This is a genomic window from Chryseobacterium sp. FW101-FHT12H09 (genome assembly GCF_058790395.1).
On the sequence record NZ_JBYTCP010000001.1, the window covers coordinates 547297 to 567210 of the forward strand.

The 19914-nt window shown below is 34.2% G+C and carries 14 protein-coding genes; 9 read left to right on the top strand and 5 right to left on the bottom strand.

Features of this window, described 5'->3' with window-relative positions; genetic code table 11:
- Positions 1-222: 222 nt before the first annotated feature.
- Positions 223-4890 (bottom strand): DNA polymerase III subunit alpha, encoded by a 4668-nt coding sequence (gene dnaE / locus AC3WRL_RS02420; RefSeq protein ID WP_492329641.1) that lies wholly within the window; start codon positions 4888-4890, stop codon positions 223-225.
- 337 nt (positions 4891-5227) lie between these two features.
- Here dnaE and AC3WRL_RS02425 point away from each other — a divergent pair, with 337 nt between their 5' ends.
- The 3 genes from AC3WRL_RS02425 to AC3WRL_RS02435 all read left to right on the top strand — a co-directional run bounded on the left by AC3WRL_RS02425 (position 5228) and on the right by AC3WRL_RS02435 (position 10747).
- Positions 5228-7348 (top strand): S8 family peptidase, encoded by a 2121-nt coding sequence (locus tag AC3WRL_RS02425; protein ID WP_492329642.1) that lies wholly within the window; start codon positions 5228-5230, stop codon positions 7346-7348.
- Positions 7349-7423: 75 nt separating this feature from the next.
- Positions 7424-9496: an alpha-ketoacid dehydrogenase subunit alpha/beta gene (locus AC3WRL_RS02430; RefSeq protein ID WP_214826379.1), complete on the top strand. Its 2073-nt coding sequence runs from the start codon at positions 7424-7426 to the stop codon at positions 9494-9496.
- A 228-nt stretch (positions 9497-9724) separates the two neighbouring features.
- Positions 9725-10747: a bestrophin family protein gene (locus AC3WRL_RS02435; protein ID WP_214826380.1), complete on the top strand. Its 1023-nt coding sequence runs from the start codon at positions 9725-9727 to the stop codon at positions 10745-10747.
- On the opposite strand, the gene AC3WRL_RS02440 is transcribed toward AC3WRL_RS02435, so the two are convergent.
- Positions 10744-11202 carry an Lrp/AsnC family transcriptional regulator gene (locus tag AC3WRL_RS02440; protein WP_214826381.1) on the bottom strand — a complete coding sequence of 153 codons (459 nt, stop codon included), beginning with the start codon at positions 11200-11202 and terminating at the stop codon, positions 10744-10746. The genes AC3WRL_RS02435 and AC3WRL_RS02440 overlap by 4 nt on opposite strands.
- 145 nt (positions 11203-11347) lie before the next feature.
- Between AC3WRL_RS02440 and AC3WRL_RS02445 the strand changes: the two genes are divergently transcribed.
- The gene (locus AC3WRL_RS02445) at positions 11348-12577 is read left to right on the top strand and encodes an aminotransferase class I/II-fold pyridoxal phosphate-dependent enzyme (protein ID WP_214826382.1); all 1230 of its coding nucleotides are present in this window, start codon (positions 11348-11350) and stop codon (positions 12575-12577) included.
- 35 nt (positions 12578-12612) lie between these two features.
- Here the strand turns inward: AC3WRL_RS02445 and AC3WRL_RS02450 are convergent, their stop codons facing one another.
- Complete coding sequence (locus AC3WRL_RS02450) at positions 12613-13617, bottom strand: glycosyltransferase family 2 protein (protein WP_214826383.1); 1005 nt, start codon at positions 13615-13617, stop codon at positions 12613-12615.
- Between the two features lie 243 nt (positions 13618-13860).
- Here AC3WRL_RS02450 and AC3WRL_RS02455 point away from each other — a divergent pair, with 243 nt between their 5' ends.
- Together AC3WRL_RS02455 and AC3WRL_RS02460 are read left to right on the top strand one after the other, a co-directional pair.
- Positions 13861-14871: an SDR family NAD(P)-dependent oxidoreductase gene (locus AC3WRL_RS02455; RefSeq protein ID WP_214826385.1), complete on the top strand. Its 1011-nt coding sequence runs from the start codon at positions 13861-13863 to the stop codon at positions 14869-14871.
- Between the two features lie 42 nt (positions 14872-14913).
- Positions 14914-15720: a helix-turn-helix domain-containing protein gene (locus AC3WRL_RS02460; protein WP_492329643.1), complete on the top strand. Its 807-nt coding sequence runs from the start codon at positions 14914-14916 to the stop codon at positions 15718-15720.
- Positions 15721-15987: 267 nt separating this feature from the next.
- Here AC3WRL_RS02460 and AC3WRL_RS02465 read toward each other — a convergent pair whose 3' ends face one another.
- Entirely contained in the window at positions 15988-16122 is a 135-nt protein-coding gene (locus AC3WRL_RS02465; RefSeq protein ID WP_492329644.1) for a hypothetical protein, read from the bottom strand.
- Positions 16123-16218: 96 nt separating this feature from the next.
- Here AC3WRL_RS02465 and AC3WRL_RS02470 point away from each other — a divergent pair, with 96 nt between their 5' ends.
- Positions 16219-16992: a nuclear transport factor 2 family protein gene (locus tag AC3WRL_RS02470; RefSeq protein WP_492329645.1), complete on the top strand. Its 774-nt coding sequence runs from the start codon at positions 16219-16221 to the stop codon at positions 16990-16992.
- 33 nt (positions 16993-17025) lie between these two features.
- On the opposite strand, the gene AC3WRL_RS02475 is transcribed toward AC3WRL_RS02470, so the two are convergent.
- Complete coding sequence (locus AC3WRL_RS02475; RefSeq protein WP_214826390.1) at positions 17026-18195, bottom strand: THUMP domain-containing class I SAM-dependent RNA methyltransferase; 1170 nt, start codon at positions 18193-18195, stop codon at positions 17026-17028.
- A 256-nt stretch (positions 18196-18451) separates the two neighbouring features.
- On the opposite strand from AC3WRL_RS02475, the gene AC3WRL_RS02480 reads away from it, so the two are divergent.
- Positions 18452-19180 carry an SAM-dependent methyltransferase gene (locus tag AC3WRL_RS02480; RefSeq protein WP_214826391.1) on the top strand — a complete coding sequence of 243 codons (729 nt, stop codon included), beginning with the start codon at positions 18452-18454 and terminating at the stop codon, positions 19178-19180.
- The gene (locus AC3WRL_RS02485) at positions 19180-19890 is read left to right on the top strand and encodes a ZIP family metal transporter (protein ID WP_214826648.1); all 711 of its coding nucleotides are present in this window, start codon (positions 19180-19182) and stop codon (positions 19888-19890) included. Before AC3WRL_RS02480 ends, AC3WRL_RS02485 begins: the two co-directional genes overlap by 1 nt.
- The last annotated feature ends 24 nt before the right edge of the window (positions 19891-19914 follow it).

The following is a 19914-nucleotide window of genomic DNA, read 5'->3' on the forward strand; positions in this document are numbered from 1 at the left end:
AACATTTGATTTTACTTAAAAAATCAATAATTGTGGAATTAATTTCAAACAATTGATAATCATTCATTTAAAAACAAAACCCATCCCTTATTGCACATAATTTTTTTCTACAAAACATCAAAAATGCAGAATTTATTTTTAGAAATATTTTTTTAATATTTTTACTGCAAACAAAAAAAAGTGACCAAAAGCCACTTTTTTATATTATATAATTCTAATAAATTAGTTCAAATAAAATTCATATTTATTGAGTAATTGAATTTCCTTGATAAGGTCTCCATTGAGGTCAACAGAATGTTTCATCGACTGTACTTCAATCTGTGAATCATCATCCATATCCTTAATGTAAAATTTAAACTTCTGATCACCCCTATTTTTATCAAGAACGTTTCTGAAAAACTCCAAATCTTCCGGCCTGAAATCCATTACATCCATTACCAAAGAGATACTTTTTGCAAATCTTTCAAAAGCCTCCTGAAGCTCAATAACATCATTTACATTTACAAAAACCCTTCCGTCTTTTACCTGAGCAAATTTTATTTTAAAGATAACAAAGCGTTGGACTTCCAGTTTTTCTTTCAATTTCATATAATCCCTATCCCCTAACCTAAAAGAATAAGATCCCGAGTAATCTTCCAAAGTAACGAAAGCTACTTTTTCACCACTCCTAAAACCATCCTGAACTCTATATTCTGTGATCAAACCGGCAACTGTATATTCTTTTCCGGCACCACCATTCTCTCTCTCCTTTTGTAAAGTTTTCCAGTCTTTTTTCTTTTCTTCAAATAATTCTTCAGGTTTATTAGCAAAGGCCTGCTCTTTAAAAGCATCCACCTCATCGAGATTTAAAAATCCAAAATTACCTTTTGGTTCAGCTTTTTTAACGACTTCCTCAATTAATTCTTCTTCTCCAGTCAGTAATTCATCAGAAATAATTTCTGCAACATCTACTATTTCATCTGGTGTATCTACCTCAAGAATAGGAACTTCATCTACGACTAATTTTTCGCCTTCATCTTTTTCCAATACCGCTTTTTTAGAAAGCTGCCCCTGTATAAACTGGAACTGATATTTAAATTCATCTAAAGGATGTGCCGAAAGATAGAATCCTATAATTTCTTTCTCCTTATTTAACTTGTGCATATTAGGCCATTCCGGGCAAGGTGCCAATTTCGGTTGCTCGATCTGAACTTCTTCGGCAAAATCAGCAAAAAGAGAATTTTCCATTTCATTTTTACCTTCCTGAAAGCTTTGTCCATATCTTATTAATCTTTCAAGATTTGTCCTTCCAGCCATATCTATATCAAAATACTGACCTCTGTGAAAAGAGCTCAATTCATCAAAAGCACCTGCCAATACTAAACTTTCTGCAACTCTTTTGTTCATTTGAGATGGCAATATTCTTTCAAAGAAATCGTATATATTTTTAAACCTCCCGTTTTCTCTTTCCTTTGTAATTCCTTCACTTGGTCCCTCTCCGATCCCTTTAATCGCTCCTAAACCAAAACGGATCTGACCTTTTTCATTTACTGAAAATTTATACTGAGATTCATTAACGTCAGGACCCAAAACATCAACCCCAATACTCTTACAGTCTTCCATAAACAGCGTAATTGAATCCGTGTTATTAATGTTATTACTCATCACACTCGCCATATACTCCGCCGGATAATTCGCCTTTAAATAAGCAGTATGATAAGCAATTAGAGCATAACAGGTCGAGTGAGATTTGTTAAAGGCATATTCTGCAAAAGCTTTCCAGTCATTCCAGATTTTATTCAGCCTGTCCTCATCAAGGTTATTAATCTTTCCGCCTTCAATGAACTTGGGATACATTTTATTAAGTACATCGATTTGCTTTTTACCCATTGCTTTTCTCAGTGTATCTGCTTCACCCTTGGTAAAGTTCGCCAATTTCTGAGACAGAAGCATTACCTGCTCCTGATATACGGTAATTCCGTATGTTTCTTTTAAATATTCTTCAGTCTCCGGTAAATCATAAACAATCTCTTCAATACCATGCTTTCTATTAATAAAGTTAGGTATATATTTAATAGGACCCGGACGATATAAAGCGTTCATTGCAATAAGATCGGCAAAAACAGTAGGCTTTAATTCGCGCATATACTTTTGCATTCCGGCACTTTCATACTGGAAAATACCGATCGTTCTACCTTCTTTAAATAACTGATAGGTCTTAGCATCATCCAAAGGAATGGTATCAGGATCAATATCTACATTATGTCGCTCTTTAACCAATTTTACAGCATCCTTAATAATCGTTAAAGTACGAAGACCCAGGAAGTCCATTTTTAACAATCCTGCGCTCTCTGCAACCGAGTTATCAAACTGTGAAACTAAGATATCAGCATCTTTTGCAGCAATCGTTACCGGAACCAGGTTACTTACATCTTCCGGCGTAATGATAACACCACAAGCATGAATCCCAGTGTTCCTGATACAGCCTTCCATTTTTTTTGCACTCGCAAGAACATCGAAACGAGAATCTTCAGGGCTGTCAAGAATATATCTCATCTCGTCAACGAGCATTTGTTCTTCAGGCTTTAATTTATCATATTTTGCTAAAGCTTTAGCGATATTCATTCCTGGTGTTGAAGGAATTAGCTTTGCAATATTATTGGTTTCTGGAATTGAAACATCCAATACTCTACCGGCATCTTTAATAGCCGATTTACCTCCAAGAACTGAATAGGTAATAATCTGGGCGACCTGACTCTGGCCATACTTCTCAATTACCCATTTAATAACCCTGTCCCTTCCTTCATCATCAAAGTCAATATCAATATCGGGCATCGAAACCCTTTCAGGATTCAGGAATCTCTCAAAAAGGAGATCATACTTAATGGGGTCTACATTGGTAATTCCGATTGTATAAGCAACAGCAGATCCTGCCGCAGATCCCCTTCCAGGACCTACCCAAACTCCCATATTCCGTGCTTCGTTACAAAAATCCTGTACAATAAGGAAATATCCCGGATATCCTGTATTGGCAATTACATCCAATTCAAAATCAAGACGCTCTTTCACATCTGCTGTAATCCCATCCTCACCATATCTCTTTCTTGCTCCTTCATAAGTAAGATGCGTTAAATAAGCCATCTCACCACGCTTTCCTCCATCTATCTCATCTTCAGCATGTATAAACTCTTGTGGGATATCAAACTTCGGAAGTAGTACATCTCTTTTTAAAGTATAGGGGCTGAATTTCGCGAAAAACTCTTCATACGCTTCAAAAGCATCCGGATAAGCTAGAAATGTTTCCTTTATTTCATCACTATTCTTTATATAATATTCACCAGTAGCAAGACCCCTTCTTTTCCCGAAACCCTTTCCAACAGGCGTTGACAGCTTCTCCCCATCTTTGATACAACTTACAATATCCTGAATATTAGAATCATCATTATTAGTATAGAAAGTTTCATTTTGCGCTAAAATTTTCACATTATATTTATCTGCAAAATATAATAAGACTTCATTTAAATGCTCCTCCTCAGGAAGGTTGTGATTTTGAACCTGAACATAAAAATCATCTTCAAAAGTATCTTTCCACCATTTAAAAAGCTCTTCTCCTTTTTGCTCCCCTGTACTTAAAATAGCATTTGGAACATCTCCTAGAATACCGGAAGTAAGAGCAATTAAACCCTCTTTATATTCAGCTATCAATTCGCGGCTTATCCTTGGAACCCCAAAATAAAATCCTTTTAGAAAACCAATACTGGAAAGTTTCGCTAAATTTTTATACCCATTAAAATCTTTAGCAAGCAACACAACTTGCGTTCTTCTATCTGGATCATCTTTCGTAAACTGCTTTTGTTCGTATCGATCAGAGATATAAAATTCACAACCTACAACCGGGATCAAAGGTTCTGAAACAGGTTCCTCTTCATTAAAGGCTTCTCCCTGTTCTTCGGCTTCCTGCTTTTTAGCAAGATATTCTTTATGCTTTTTTGATCGATCTGAATTCGTGGATTCTACAGCTGAAACAAATTTAAAGGCTCCCATCATATTTCCAAGATCCACCATTCCTACGGCTGGGAAATTATCATCGGTCGCCTTTTTGATCAGATCTGAAATACTGGATGTTGCTGATAATGTAGAGAAAACACTATGATTATCAAAGTTGAAATATTTTCCAAGGTCAATTTCATCAATACTTCCAAAATCGGTTTGTTTTTTCTTATTATGAAAATCTGCAACCTGCCTTCTGATTACAATTCCGAAAGGCTTAATAGGATTTGGATATAATGATTTAAAATAGGAAAGCTGATCTTCAGAAATTTTCAAAACCTCCGCAGGAACAATTCCTATCCTCATCATTTCAAAGAAAACCTGAGCTGTAGCATTTACGTCGGCAGCAGCATTGTGAGCTTCATCAAATTTATTTCCATATAATTTTTCATAAAGCTCTTCCAATTTCGGAGGTTTAAACCTCCCTCCTCTTCCTCCTCCAAGCTGACAAAAATTGGTCCCAAGGATCATGGTATCAGCCTTCGGCTTCTCCTGAAGATGGTCATTTATATTTTTTCTGAAAAATTCCGCACCTACTATATTGTAATCAAACTCTACATTGTGTCCCGAAACTACCCTTACTTTTTCCAGAACCTTAGAAAACTCCATAAGAATTCCCTCAAGATCCCTACCTTCTTCATTTGCTATCTTTGTAGTAATCCCGTGGATCCGGGCTGCATTAAAGGGAATATCATAACCTTCAGGTTTAATGATATAATCCTGATTTTCAATTAATGTTCCATCATTATCATGCAATTGCCATGCGATCTGTACCATTCTTGGCCAGTTATCTGAATCTGAAAGTGGAGCATTGAAATTCTTTGGTAACCCTGTGGTTTCTGTGTCAAAAACTAAATACATGTATTTTCTAGCTTTTTAATTAAAAAAGAGAATGTAAAGTTACTCCAATTTTTTTTGTCTTTAATTAGTTTTTATTAATAGTCAATAATTATAATTTAAATCATCTACAGTTAATTTATAATAAAATAAAATTTTAAATACCCAAAGAACTAATAACCAAAAGAGTCAATATTTTTTTCAAGTAAAACTCTCAATCTTATTAATTCACTTTCAAATAAAAACTATCACACAATACATTTTAAACGACTGATAAACAATTAATTAATAATATCCCATTTATTAAAATTAAGGATTTTTATGTATAATTTTATACATGTATAAAGAAAACATTTTTGATATGAGAAAAACTTTAATTTTTGCAAACACATTTTTATTTTTTCTATTGAGTGCCCAAAACAATGAAACTTTAAAAAAAGAATTTGAACAACAAAACCGAACAAACAATGAAGAATTTGATTTTTATATTTCCAATCAATACAAAACCAATAAAACAATTGAATATCAAAAAGAGATTGAAGAGCTAAGAATGAATTTAGCAGGGTTCACTCCTGCTGGCAAACCCTATTTTTATGAATCCGAAGATGTGGATCAAATCCTGAATTCTAATTCTGATCATCTGCAAGGTGGAACCGTAATTGGACTAACAGGTTCTTTTAATGGAGAAAATATTAAATACACAGTTTTTGATGGTGGTCGAGCCTATGCTGATCATTTCCTGTTTAACAATTCAACCGGCAGAGTCACTAATAAAGAAAACAGCAACTTGAATTACAGTTCACATTCTACTGCAGTAACGGGATTTATTGGTGCAAAAAATTACCCTTACACCTTTACCTTTACAAATGGAACTACCCGTGATGTTAATTTTAGAGGAATTGCTCAAAATGCTACTTTTGACAATTACACTTTTACCACAACAACTCTACCCGGCAATACAACAACCAGTACCATTTATCAAAAAATCATAATTGCAGAGCCTAAGATATCCAATCATTCATATGGCACCAATTTTGGATGGAGCAGAACAACGATTAACGGGACCTCTTCATGGCTCTGGAAGGGCGAATATAATTCAGGAGTTTCTTCTGACTTACAGGGAACTTATTTGTCTAATGACCGAAATTATGACCAAATCGTTTACAATAACCCTTCTTATATTATTGTAAAGTCTACCGGTAATTATTACGGAATGGGCCCTACAGGAACTACAATACCTAAATATTATACCGATTCGTCAAACAATCAAATACCATTCGCTGCAACAGATATTTTACCTCAAAATAATTGCGCATTAGGTTATGACTGCGTCAATGCCGGGTCTTTGGCTAAAAACATTATTGCAGTAGGGGCCACCAACATTATCACAACAAATGGAGGAAGATATGCAACCGCAACAGATGTTCTAAAATCTAGTTATAGCAGTGCTGGTCCTAGAGACGACGGCGCTATAAAACCAGATATCACAACCACTGGAACAAGTGTTGCCAGCGCTTCAACAAATGAGGATACAATAGGTAGTAATTCTACAACCATTGGTAGTGGAACTTCTTATGCAGCTCCAATCGTAACAGGAATTATTGGGCTTTGGACTCAAATCAATAAGCAATTATTCAACACTGAACTCAATGCAGCGTCTGCAAAAACACTGATGATTCATGCTGCATCCGAAGCTGGAAACATTGGTCCTGACCCATGGTATGGCTGGGGATATATCAATTCAAAAAAAGGAGCAGAACTATTGGTTGGGAAAGCGAATAATAGTGTTCTATTTGATATTGAAACTCTAAATAGTGGAGTTGTCAACAAAAGAAATGTTGTAGCTTCAGGTAATGAACCTCTAAAAGTTACCATTTCCTGGATTGATCCGGCTTTCACAAATCTCCCCACCACCACTAATGCGGCCGCTTATTATAACAACAGAACATCGAGATTAATAAACGATCTCGATCTTAGAATTATTGATACAGCTACCAACACTGTTTATTATCCCTGGAGGCTCGATGCCAATTCCCCAATGACACCAGCTACCAAAGCTGATAATACAGTAGATAATGTGGAACAGGTAGTAATTGACACTCCTGTTGCAGGAAGAACTTATAGAATTGAAATTTCAAATAAGGGAAATTTAATTAATGATACCAATCAAAGCGCTCCTCAAAATTATAGCATTATTGCAACCGGATATAGCAATAATCAATTCTTAGTAACAAAAGATGAAAGAAAATTCCAGGACAAAATAGTAATAGCCCCTACAATTACAAAGGATATTGTTAAGGTAATAAAAGCATCTAAAGGCTCAACTTTTACTGTTTATGATTTATCAGGGAAGAGGTTACAGAATGGTAAAATTAACAATATAGAAACCAATATAGATCTATCAATCTATGTGAAAGGTATTTACATCATTGAGATAAAAACCGGAAAGGAAAGTATTTCCAAGAAAGTTATTAAAGAATAACACATGAAATAAATAGACAATTACAAAATACTAACGATTGTTAGTATTTTGAATTTTTATGTATATTTGCTTCCTATGGAAAATACACTTCACGAGAAAGTTTCTCAGGATATTTTACTTAAAGCTTATACCCATATGATGCTTGCCAAAGCGATGGCAGACATCTACGAAGAAAACAGAAATGTTTGTAAATATGTTCATAGTACTTCAAGAGGTCATGAAGCAATCCAGTTAGCGACAGCTTATCAGTTAAAAAAAGAAGACTGGGTATCTCCTTATTACAGAGATGAAAGTATTCTACTTGGTATTGGTTTTGAACCTTACCAGCTAATGCTACAGCTATTAGCGAAAGCTGATGATCCTTTTTCCGGAGGTAGATCTTATTACTCACACCCTTCGAGTAGAGATGAAAAAATGCCTAGAATTATTCATCAAAGCTCCGCTACGGGAATGCAGACCATTCCAACGACAGGAGTAGCGCAGGGAATAAAATATATTCAGGATTTTAATTTACAAAATTTTGAAAACAACCCTGTTGTGGTATGCAGTCTGGGAGACAATTCAGTAACAGAAGGTGAAGTAAGTGAAGCCTTACAGTTTGCTGCTTTACATCAACTTCCTATCATATTTCTGGTACAGGATAATGAATGGGGAATTTCAGTAACCAAAGAAGAGGCAAGAACGTGTGATGCCTATGATTTTGTTGCAGGATTTACAGGTTTAAGCAGAATGAGAGTGGATGGGACTGACTTTGCAGAAAGTTTCGAGGTAATGAAGAAAGCCGTAGACTTTGTAAGAACTGAAAGAAAACCATTAGTGGTTTGTGCAAAAACGGTACTTATCGGACATCATACTTCAGGAGTTAGAAGAGAATTTTATAGAGATGATGAAGATCTAGAAAAACACAGAGCAAAAGATCCGGGAGAAATCCTTAGAAAACAATTGCTGGAAACTGGAGCTGATGAAGAATTATTAAAACAAATTACCAAGAAAACAAGGTTAGAAGCTGAAGAAGCTTTTGAAAGAGCTCAAAAAGCAGAAGATCCGAAACCTGAAACGGTAATGCAGCATATCTTTGCTCCAACACCAATCGTGGAAGAAGTGGGAATACGTGAGCCTGCGGGAGGAGAAAAAATCGTAATGGTAGATGCTGCTATTCATGCTATCCAGGAATTGATGTGGAAACACCCCGAAGCATTACTTTATGGGCAGGATGTTGGAGAAAGAATCGGTGGTGTTTTCCGTGAGACGGTGACATTAGGAAAAAAATTCGGAAGTAAAAGAGTTTTTAACACGGCTATTCAGGAAGCATATATTATAGGTTCCACAGTTGGAATGAGTGCGGTTGGTTTAAAACCAATTGTTGAAGTTCAGTTTGCAGATTATATTTATCCTGGAATCAACCAATTGATTACAGAAATTTCAAAATCTAATTATTTAAGTAACGGAAAATTTCCTGTAAGCAACATCATTCGTGTTCCGATTGGAGCTTATGGCGGTGGTGGACCTTACCACAGTGGAAGTGTTGAAAGTATATTAGCCAATATTAAAGGAATTAAAATAGCCTATCCAAGTAATGCAGCTGATTTTAAAGGTTTATTAAAAGCAGCTTATTATGATCCGAATCCAGTAATCATGTTGGAGCATAAAGGTTTATACTGGAGTAAAGTTCCGGGAACTGAAGATGCAAAAACGATAGAACCTGCAGAAGACTATATCTTACCATTTGGAAAAGGAAAAGTAATTATTGAAGCTGAGAAAGACGAAATATCTAAAGGCAGAACATTATTAGTTGTAACCTATGGAATGGGAGTTTATTGGGCTAAAGAAGCTGCTAAAAACTTTAACGGAAGAATTGAAGTAATCGATCTGAGAACAATAATTCCTCTCGATGAAGAGCTTGTTTTTGAAAGAGTAAAAGCCCATGGAAAGTGTATTGTTCTTACTGAAGAGCAGATCAACAATTCATTTGCAGAAGCTTTTGCACATCGTATTTCTAAAAATTGCTTTAAATATCTTGATGCCCCTGTAGAAACAATGGGATCTTTAAACACCCCAGCAGTGCCTATTAATCTTATCTTGGAAAAAGAAATGCTTCCAAACGCCGAAAAGTTAGCGAAGAAAATTGAAGAAATGTTACAACATTAAATTTTATCTACAATATATAACCTCTAAATATTTAGAGGTTTTTTTATGCATTTTTTTAATAATTTTAATATATATTTATGCATATTATTTAATTATGAAGCATTAAAACAGAAAAAAATTTAATAAATACCATTTAATTCTATTTTAACATCAATAAATAAGTCAATACCTTATGCAACTTGGTATTTATTTTGCTCCAGACACCCTCAGTAAAAACACATCCCTTTTATGATCACAACAAAGTATTTTAATTATAAACAAGTTTTACATTTGGCAGGTGCCCATTTGATATGGCTTACATGCTGGTGTACCTTAGTGGTAGCGCTTTTTTATTTTTTTGACTGGGAATGGATGGTCATTCCATGGATTCCGGTAGCTTTAGTAGGAACTGCAGTAGCTTTTTTTGTTGGTTTCAAAAACAATCAGGCTTATGATAGGCTTTGGGAAGCCAGAAAAATATGGGGAAGCATTGTGAATTCCAGCCGATCATTTAGTTCTATGATGTATGCTTTTACTACTGAAAATGGAGACTCAGACCGTTTGAATATAAAAAGAAAGGAAATAGTGTACCGCCATATTGCATGGCTTTACACTTTCCGTGAACAGTTGTTAGTTCCTACAGAATGGGAACACATTAGCCTGACCAGACATTTCGGAGCCGTTAATCAAAAACGTCACAGGCTTATAAAAGCAGGATTTCCTGATTATGGCAGAACTTTACTTTTTCAAAGGAAATACCTGTCTGAAGAAGAGTTCAATTTACAATCAGAGTATAAAAATTTTGCAACCTACCTCATTTCAAAACAGGCAAAAGAAATTAATGATTTAAAGAATAACAATTACATTTCGGATTTTAACCAGATGCAGCTTCAGACCTGCCTTAATGAATTTTATGAACATCAAGGGAGAGCGGAGAGAATAAAAAAATTTCCATCACCAAGACAATTTGCAAATACGGGATTTATCCTTATTGTTATTTTTATTATACTCCTTCCATTGGGTTTAGTAAATGAATTTGCAAGATTAGGTGTTTGGGGACTATGGACCTGTATCCCTTTCTGTGTTGTTGTCGGATGGCTTTATATTGTTATGGAATTAGTGGGAGACTATTCTGAAAACCCTTTTGCCGGACTGATGTTTGATATTCCAATGCTTTCCATTTGCCGAACAATAGAAATCGATCTACTACAAATGATGGGTGAAGAAGATCTTCCAGATCCTATCTTATCAAAACAAGGAGTTTTAGTCTAAAGAATAACGGCTGTTGTATTTTTCACTTCAGAAATCATAAAGGAGCTGTGTGTACTTGCTATGTGCTGTAAAGTGGTCAGTTTTGTCAACATAAAGTTGCGGTAATCCGCCATATCCTGTACACAAATTTTAAGAATATAATCGTAGTCACCACTTACGTGAAAGCATTCTGTAACTTCCTGCAAGTCCATTACCTCTTTTTCAAATTGTAAAACATATTCTTTTTTATGCTGAATAAGTTTTACATGGCATAATACCATAAAATCGCGCTCAATTTTATGCTTATCAAGTAATGCTACATATTTGGAAATAACACCTGTATTTTCAAGTTTTCGAATACGCTCATACACTGCAGTAACTGATAAACCTAGTTTATAGGACAGCTCTTTGGTCGTTTGCTTGGAATCTTCCTGTAAAAACAGCAACAGTTTTCTATCAATTTCATCAAAGCTCATAGATTTTTTTTTGGAAAAAGTTTATATTATTCAAATATAACAAACATATTTTCTAATATAATAATAAATAATAGATTTATATTCTAATATTTAAATATTTCATTGTAATAAAACTTAAAATAGTTCAAATTTAAAAACAAAAAATATGAAAGATTTTAATGCAGCAAATGAGATACAGGATTTGCAGTACTTTGGGGAATTTGGTGGAGTAAATCCTTCAATTTCTGACAGTTCTACATATACATTTCTTTCCGCTAAAACGATGTTCGATACTTTCGAAGGGAATGCAGAAGGATGCTATTTATATTCAAGACATTCTTCTCCGATGAATCTCTACCTGGCACAAGCTTTAGCTAAATTGGAAAATACCGAAGCTGCTAATGTTACTGCTTCCGGTATGGGAGCTATTACTTCTGTTCTTTTACAGATATGTAAAAGTGGTGATCATATTATTTCCAGCAGAACTATATATGGTGGGACTTATGCATTTCTCAAAAATTTTCTTCCACCTTTTAATATCGAAACTACCTTTTTAGATATCAATAATTTTGAATCTATTGAAAATTCTATACAGCCAAACACTAAAGTTATCTATTGTGAAAGTGTAAGCAATCCGCTTCTTGAGGTTGCAGATTTGAGAAAACTTTCCGAAATCTGTAAAAAACACAACCTAAAACTGATCGTTGATAACACTTTTTCACCGCTTTCAATTTCTCCAACTTTACTTGGTGCTGATATAGTGATTCACAGTTTAACTAAATTTATCAACGGAAGCAGTGATACCGTAGGTGGTGTTTATTGTGGAACACAGGAATTCATTAATGACACGAAAAACGTAAATAACGGTGCGTGTATGCTTCTCGGTCCCACAATGGACAGTTTCCGTTCGGCAAGTATTTTAAAAAATCTGAGGACGCTTCATATCCGAATGAAGCAGCATAGTTATAATGCCCAATATCTGGCTGAAAGATTCGAAAAGGATGGATTAAAAGTTTCTTATCCTGGATTACCTTCTCATAAAAACCATGAACTGATGAAAAGCATGATGTATGAAGAATACGGATTTGGAGGACTGATGACTTTAGATGCTGGAACTACTGATAAAGCAAACGAATTGATGGAACTCATGCAACAGGAAAATCTTGGTTATTTAGCAGTTAGTTTAGGGTTCTACAAAACATTATTCTCATGCTCAGGTAGTTCGACTTCTTCTGAAATTCCAGAAGAAGAACGTACTGCAATGGGAATCTCTGATGGATTAATCAGATTCTCAATTGGCCTGGATCATGATATTGAAAGAACATATCAAAAAATGAAAGAATGTATGCTAAAAACAGGCGTTCTACACCACCATGAAAACACATCCATATACTAATTATCGTAATAAGTGCTGTTGAATTTCAACAGCATTTATTTTTTATGATAATGTTTTGGAAATGCGTCTTCCGGTTTCATTCTGAAAATATTCAATAGAATCCAGGATTTTAAAAATCCATATCCATATGAAAACATCTGAACATAAGTAGAAATTACTGCCATTCCTGCAATACTTATATTTTTTGTAACCAATAGTGCATGGAAGAAAACCAAAAAAGTATATAAACCATAAAAGGCAAGAATAATTCCTCTTCCGAGTAAAAAATATTCGATAAATCCAAAAATATAACCTAATAAAAATAGACTTGGAAAAGCAAATGAAATTTTCACGTAATTAGGATGTCTCTGATTAAGAATGGGTCTTGCGCAACCAAACTGAAATACCTGCTTGGAAAATTTTCCAAAATCTACTCTACGTTTATGATACACTGCAATATTATCAAAGAAAGCTGTTGTAAAACCATTTTCCCAAAGTGTCATTGAAAGATCCGGATCCTCTCCTATTCTCATTTCAGAGAAACCACCAACTTTATCAAACACCTCTTTTTTCACTCCCATATTGAAACTGCGAGGCTGGAACTTGGAAACGGCTTTTTTATTTCCACGAATACCACCTGTTGTAAAAACAGAGGTCATAGAATATGAAATAGCTTTTTGCATTAGATTAAACCCTTTATGCGCTTTGTCAGCACCACCAAATGCATCACAAGGAATCTCCAGGATATCTTTCTTAATATTTTCTATATATTCCTTTTCAACAATAACATCACTATCAACAAAAACCAGCCACTCATTTTCTGCTCTTTTTGCGCCAAAATTTCTCGACAAACCAGGTCCAGAGTTGTCTTTTCTGAAATATTTGATCAATAACATTTCTTCGAAATTCCTTATGGTTGGCTTGAGATCTATTAAAGAGCCATCATCGACAACAATAATTTCAAACGCTCTATCAGTTTGCTGAGTCAAGGAGTTTAACAATTCAAAAAGTTCATCTTTTCGATTGAATATGGCGATAACGATGGAAATTGTAGGTTTCAAGTTGAAAATTTGTCAAAATTAACCATTCATAAAAGAATTTACAAACAGTTTAACAGGTATTCACCGAAATTAACACTTTAAGGCAAAATAACCTTTAATTATAACCGTATTCTCAATATAACGGGGTCTTTTAATTTTTTAAATTCTTAGATATGAAATTTTAAACAAAGTAAATTGACAGTTTAAACAAAACAAAGATCATGTGCCTGATCTAAATTTGTATCAACAATTAAAGATAAAAAAATGATACAAAACAAAAATCTACAGAATCCAATCTATTCAGGCTTCAATGCAAAATCTACCAGTGAGGATGTGATTAAAGGAATTGATCTTTCCGAAAAAACAGTTATTATTACAGGTGGCTATGCCGGTATTGGTTTAGAAACAACAAAGATATTGGTTTTGGCCGGTGCCAGGGTAATCGTTCCAGCGAGAGACATTGAAAAAGCTACAAAAAACTTAGCTGGAATACAAAATATTGAAATAGAATTATTGGACTTAATAGATCCCAATTCTATTGATGCATTTGCAGAGAAATTCATTTCTTCAGGGAGGAAGCTCGATCTGTTGATCAATAATGCAGGAATTATGTGGGTTCCATTACGCAGAGACAGCCGTGGAATAGAGTCACAACTAGCTACAAACTATTTAGGACAATTTCATCTTACAGCAAAATTATGGCCAGCACTTAAAAAGGCTAATGGGGCAAGAGTAATTAATGTCTCATCTTATGGACACCAAATGTCACCTTTTAATTTTGAAGATCCAAACTTTGAAAACCGCGAATACCAAACATTACTGGGATATGGACAATCAAAAACGGCAAGTAATCTTTTTGCTGTAGAGCTGGATTCAAGAGGTAAAGCCTATAATGTAAGAGCCTATTCTTTACATCCTGGATCTGTTTATGGAACTGATTTGGGCAGAGAAGAGCCTATTGAACTTTATAAACAAATGGGAACTCATGATGCTGATGGAAATATAAAACCTGAAGTTGAAGCCAAATTAAAAACCATTCCACAGGGAGCGGCGACTACCATTTGGTGTGCAACAAGTCCCTTACTAGATAACATTGGCGGTGTATACTGTGAAAATTGTGATATTGCAGAAATAGACCATGGACAGATTGAACACAGATTTGATGAACCTTCAACAATTAGAGGAGTTCAATACTATTCTCTGGATCAAGAAAATGCAAAACGATTGTGGGAACTCAGCGAAGAAATGATTGGAATTCAGTTTAATGTTGATTAATATTTTTTTTATGAATAATTTTGTTAGTGAAAACTAAAATCAATGGATTTTCATATTAAGTATATTACACCGGATATCAAACTTTCTTCTTATGAAGATAAGCTCTTCAAAACGGAAACCGTTTTTGAGTTTCATATGCTAGTATGGTTTATATCCGGTGAAACAAAAATTATCCAGGCTGATCGCTCTTATCACTTTACATCAGGAGATATCTTTCTTATTCCAAGAAATCAATTAGCTACGATTATTAACTATCCAAAAGATGGACGTCCTCATAAAGCTGTGGTCATGCATCTCACTACAGAACGCTTAAAACAGTTCTACTCATCAATTGATACAGAACAATCTATTATCAGAAAAGAACCTCAAATTTTCAGTTTCAGCAATCATCCCTTATTAGAAAGCTGCCTGGCTTCTCTTATTCCTTATTTTGAGATGACACAGCCTTTTCCGGAAAATATTGCGTCATTAAAAATCATGGAATCGATTAGTATCCTAAGGGAAATCAATCCAGATATTGACACCGTGTTAGCCAATTTTGAGGAACCTGGAAAGATCAATCTGGTTGACTTTATGGAGAAAAATTACATGTTCAACATGCCACTTGAAAGATTCGGATATCTCACGGGTAGAAGCTTATCAACCTTCAATCGGGATTTCAGAAAGACCTTTAAAACCACACCTCAACGTTGGCTTACCCATAAACGCTTAGAATTGGCTCATTATCACCTTGCCGAAAAGAATAAAAAACCAACGGATGTTTTTATGGAAGTCGGTTTCGAAGATTTATCACATTTCTCTTATGCTTTTAAAAAGCAATATGGTTATGCACCATCCATGATAAGGTAGTTATCAAAATAAACCTGATTTAAAGTAGACAACCAATAGTAAAGCCGTTGAAAAAAGGATCAAAGAGAAGCAGAAAAATAACATAGAAAAGAAACTTCTGAAATAAAACAAAGTCAACACATGCAAGATGAAACAACATGCAGACGTCATTAAAACAGCAATCAGAGTAGCAATGACAGTAACTTGAAAAGTATTCTCATAAGATAAGGAATTGCTAAAAACAATAAACAATAATAGAAAACCGGCTAAAGCTAAACCAGTGCTTATTCATTCTATTGCAAATTCAGTTTTTTTCCTTTTTATAATGCTTTTCTCGTCTTTCCATTCTGGAACTGATGAATCACTCAATAGATTCAGCGCATCAAGAACAACCTCTACAACTTCAAAAATATTCCAAGACATAGATTAATTTTAAATCAAGTGAATTTCAACAAAAATAGAAATTTTAGTTCAAAAAAAAATCCTCATATTCGTAATCAGAATATTCAATCTTAAATAATGAAAAACTATATCTTCACGCTGTTCATCTTAATTTCACCATTCCAAATTTTATCTGCTCAAAACAATGAAGCCCTCATAAAAGAAGCAATAAAAAGTGACAGTTTATTCTGGACAGCTTACAACAAATGTAATGTTAGTGAAATGATGCGTTTCATTCCCAATGATGTAGAATTTTATCACGATAAAGGCGGTATAACGAAAGGGGCTTCTAATTTAGAGATCACTTTTCAAAGAAATCTATGTGGTAATAAAGACTTCCGATTAAGAAGGGAGGCTATTGATAAAACGGTTCAGACTTTTCCAATGAAAAAAGATGATAAACTTTACGGCTTGATTATTTCTGGTGACCATTATTTCTATATCAATGAAACTGGTAAAAAAGAATTTCGCGATGGTTTAGCAAAATTTACTGATCTGTGGATATTGGAAAATGGAACTTGGAAAATGTCACGGGTCTTAAGCTATAACCATGGTCCCGCTCCTTATCTAAATGAAAGAAAAGAAGTGAAATTAAGTTCCGAGATTTTAAAAATATATAACGGAAAATACAACAGTGCTAAAAACGGTGTTATTTCTATAGAAACTCAAAATTCCGTTTTAAATCTGGTTGCCGGAGGTAAAACACTTGTACTTTATCCCGAAACCCCAAACAAATTTTTCGCTAAAGAAAGAGACCTTATTTTCGAATTTATAAAGGAAAAAAATAAGGTTATAAAAATGAACGTTTACGAGAATGGAAACCTTCTAGAAGAAGATAAGAAAATTGAATAATTAAAAAGCCTTCCAAAATTTGGAAGGCTTTTTTTAATCATTATTATTTTCCAGTTTATGTACTTTTTTAGTTCCTTCATACATCTCATACTGTAAAAATCTCGTTTCCAATTTTCCATTGTATAGCTTGATTTTTCTGGATGGGCGAAGACCTATTTTCTTCACAGCCTCAAGATCCGAAGAAATCAGCCATGCTAAAGTATTTGGATAATGGGTCTTAAAGGTATCTCCTATCTTCTTATAGAAATCATCATCATTAATCGAGATCCTTTCATCATAAGGCGGATTGAAAACCATTAGTAAAGGGAAAAGCTCTTTCTTAGATTCGAAAAAATCTTGTCTTTTAACCTCAATAACATCTTCCATTTCAGCGGCTTCAATATTTACAGCGGCAGCATTTAACATTCTACCATCAATATCGTACCCTACAATTTTTCCATGAAATTCCCTTACTCTGTTTACTCTGAACTCTCTGATCTTTGTAAATAAATCAGCATCGTAGTTACTCCAGTTTTGGAATGCAAATCTTCTTCTGAAGATCTGTGCAGGAAGATCTAAAGCAATCATTGCAGCTTCAATCAAAAGGGTTCCGGAACCACACATCGGATCAAGGAAATTTCCTTTCCCATCCCAACCTGCAAGTTGAAGCATTCCACTGGCCAATACCTCATTGATAGGTGCTTCACCCTGTTCTTTTCTATATCCTCTTTTGAATAAAGGATCACCAGAAGAATCCAGAGAAATGGTAACCAATTCTCTGTCAATATGCAGGTGAAATTTAATATCCGGGCTTTTCGTTTCTATATTGGGACGTTTTTTAAATTTTTCCTGAAAGTAATCCACAATAGCATCTTTCATCTTCAGGGTGACAAACTGTGAATGCTTAAATGTTTCAGAATTTACCGTTGAATCAATTGCAAATGATTGATCTACATCCATAAACTGCTCCCATTCTATTTTAAAAAGCTTATCATAGAACTGGTGTTGATTAAAAGCTTTAAATTCCAAAACAGGTACTAAGATTTTTAATGCCGTTCTTGCTGAATAATTGATCTTATAAAGGAACCCTAAATCTCCTTCACAGTTTACTGCACGGTTTTTAACCTCAACATTTCTCCCGCCTAATTTTTTAATTTCTTCAGCTAAGATCTGCTCCAATCCGAAGAAAGTTTTTATCTGAATTTTTATATTTTCTGTATCCATATATTATTATCAACCTGATTACCAACCATCATAGCTGGAGCTCAAGATTTTATCATTTAGTATTAAAGTAAATGCACTGTCTCTCTCTCTTTTTCATTAAAGAACCGATAATCTTTGGCACCTCAAATGAGCAAGTGGACAAGATCGTTTTTCTCTATTATTTCGTTTCAATTTATAACTCCTTTAAAATTAAACATTTACTTTAATAAAAGGACTTAATTGTTTTTTAGACTGCAAATTTAGTTATTTTTGCATTATGGAATGGTTTGAATCTTGGTTTGATACCCCTTATTATCATTTGCTCTATAGTAACAGGGACTATACAGAAGCAGAAAACTTTATAACGAAGCTCACAGAGAGTCTTCAGCTGCCACCTTCTGCTAAAATTATTGACTTAGCTTGTGGAAAAGGAAGGCATTCTGTTTTTCTTAATAAATTAGGATATGATGTTTTGGGACTTGACCTATCCCGACAAAGTATAGAATTCGATAAACAATTTGAAAATCAAACCCTTCTTTTTGACGTTCACGACATGAGAAACCCTATTGATGCTGATCCTATGGATGCCGTTTTCAATTTATTTACAAGTTTCGGATATTTTGATCAGGAGAATGATGATAAAAAGGTATTTCAATCCGTATATTCTATTTTAAAACCCGGAGGTTATTTCGTTTTAGATTATTTAAATGAGCAATATGTAAGGAATAAAATAGTTCCGGAATCTTTAATCAATCGGGGAGACATTGATTTTAAAATTCTCAAGAAAATTGAGGGCAGACATATCATTAAAGACATCCGCTTTGAGGCTGATGGAAAGCCATATCATTTCTTTGAAAAAGTAAAATTGCATACGTTGGATGCTATCAATTCTTATGCTTCGGAATGTGGATTTGAGAGAATAAAAATATGGGGCGATTATCAGCTTAATGATTTTAATAAAGAAGTTTCACCACGTTGTATCAATTTATTTAAGAAAAAAGCATGATTATAGTTTTCTTACTGATTTTAAGTGTAATTGCTGGGGTATTCCTTGGAAAGCATTTTGGTAAAAAAGAAAAACTGGCAAAAAATCTTTTGATTTTAAGTGCCGGGTTTCTGATTACCATTTGTCTGAATGAGGTATTTCCACAAGTTTATACTTCCGAAAAAAGCAGTAGTATTGGTATTTTCGTTATCCTAGGAGTTTTATTACAAATGGTCCTTGAAGCTTTAACTAAAGGCTTCGAACATGGTCATTTTCATCATCATAGTGAGCATAATATACTTCCTGTAGCATTAATGGTTGGGTTATTTGTTCATGCTTTTATAGAAGGAATTCCTTTAGCTAATGAAAAGGTTGTTTTATCACCCTATCTTTTAGGTATTGTTTTTCACAATATCCCTATTTCTTTTATTTTAGGTGCCTTTTTATTTAACAGAAAAGAAGGTCAGAGCAAGTCATTGTATCCTACATACCTGATTATAGCACTATTCGCTCTTGCTTCACCCCTGGGAATGTTATTAGGTAATTATTTCAATCCTGATCTACAGCCTTATTTTCTGGCTATTGTAGGTGGTATATTTCTACATATTTCGTCAGTGATTATTTTTGAGAGTAACAAAAATCACAATATTGACTGGACAAAAATAGGCTTGGTGATTGTGGGTGTTTCTTTAGCCCTTATCATGCATCTCTCCCATTCTCATACTCATTAATTGAGAATTTATATGTAAAAAATA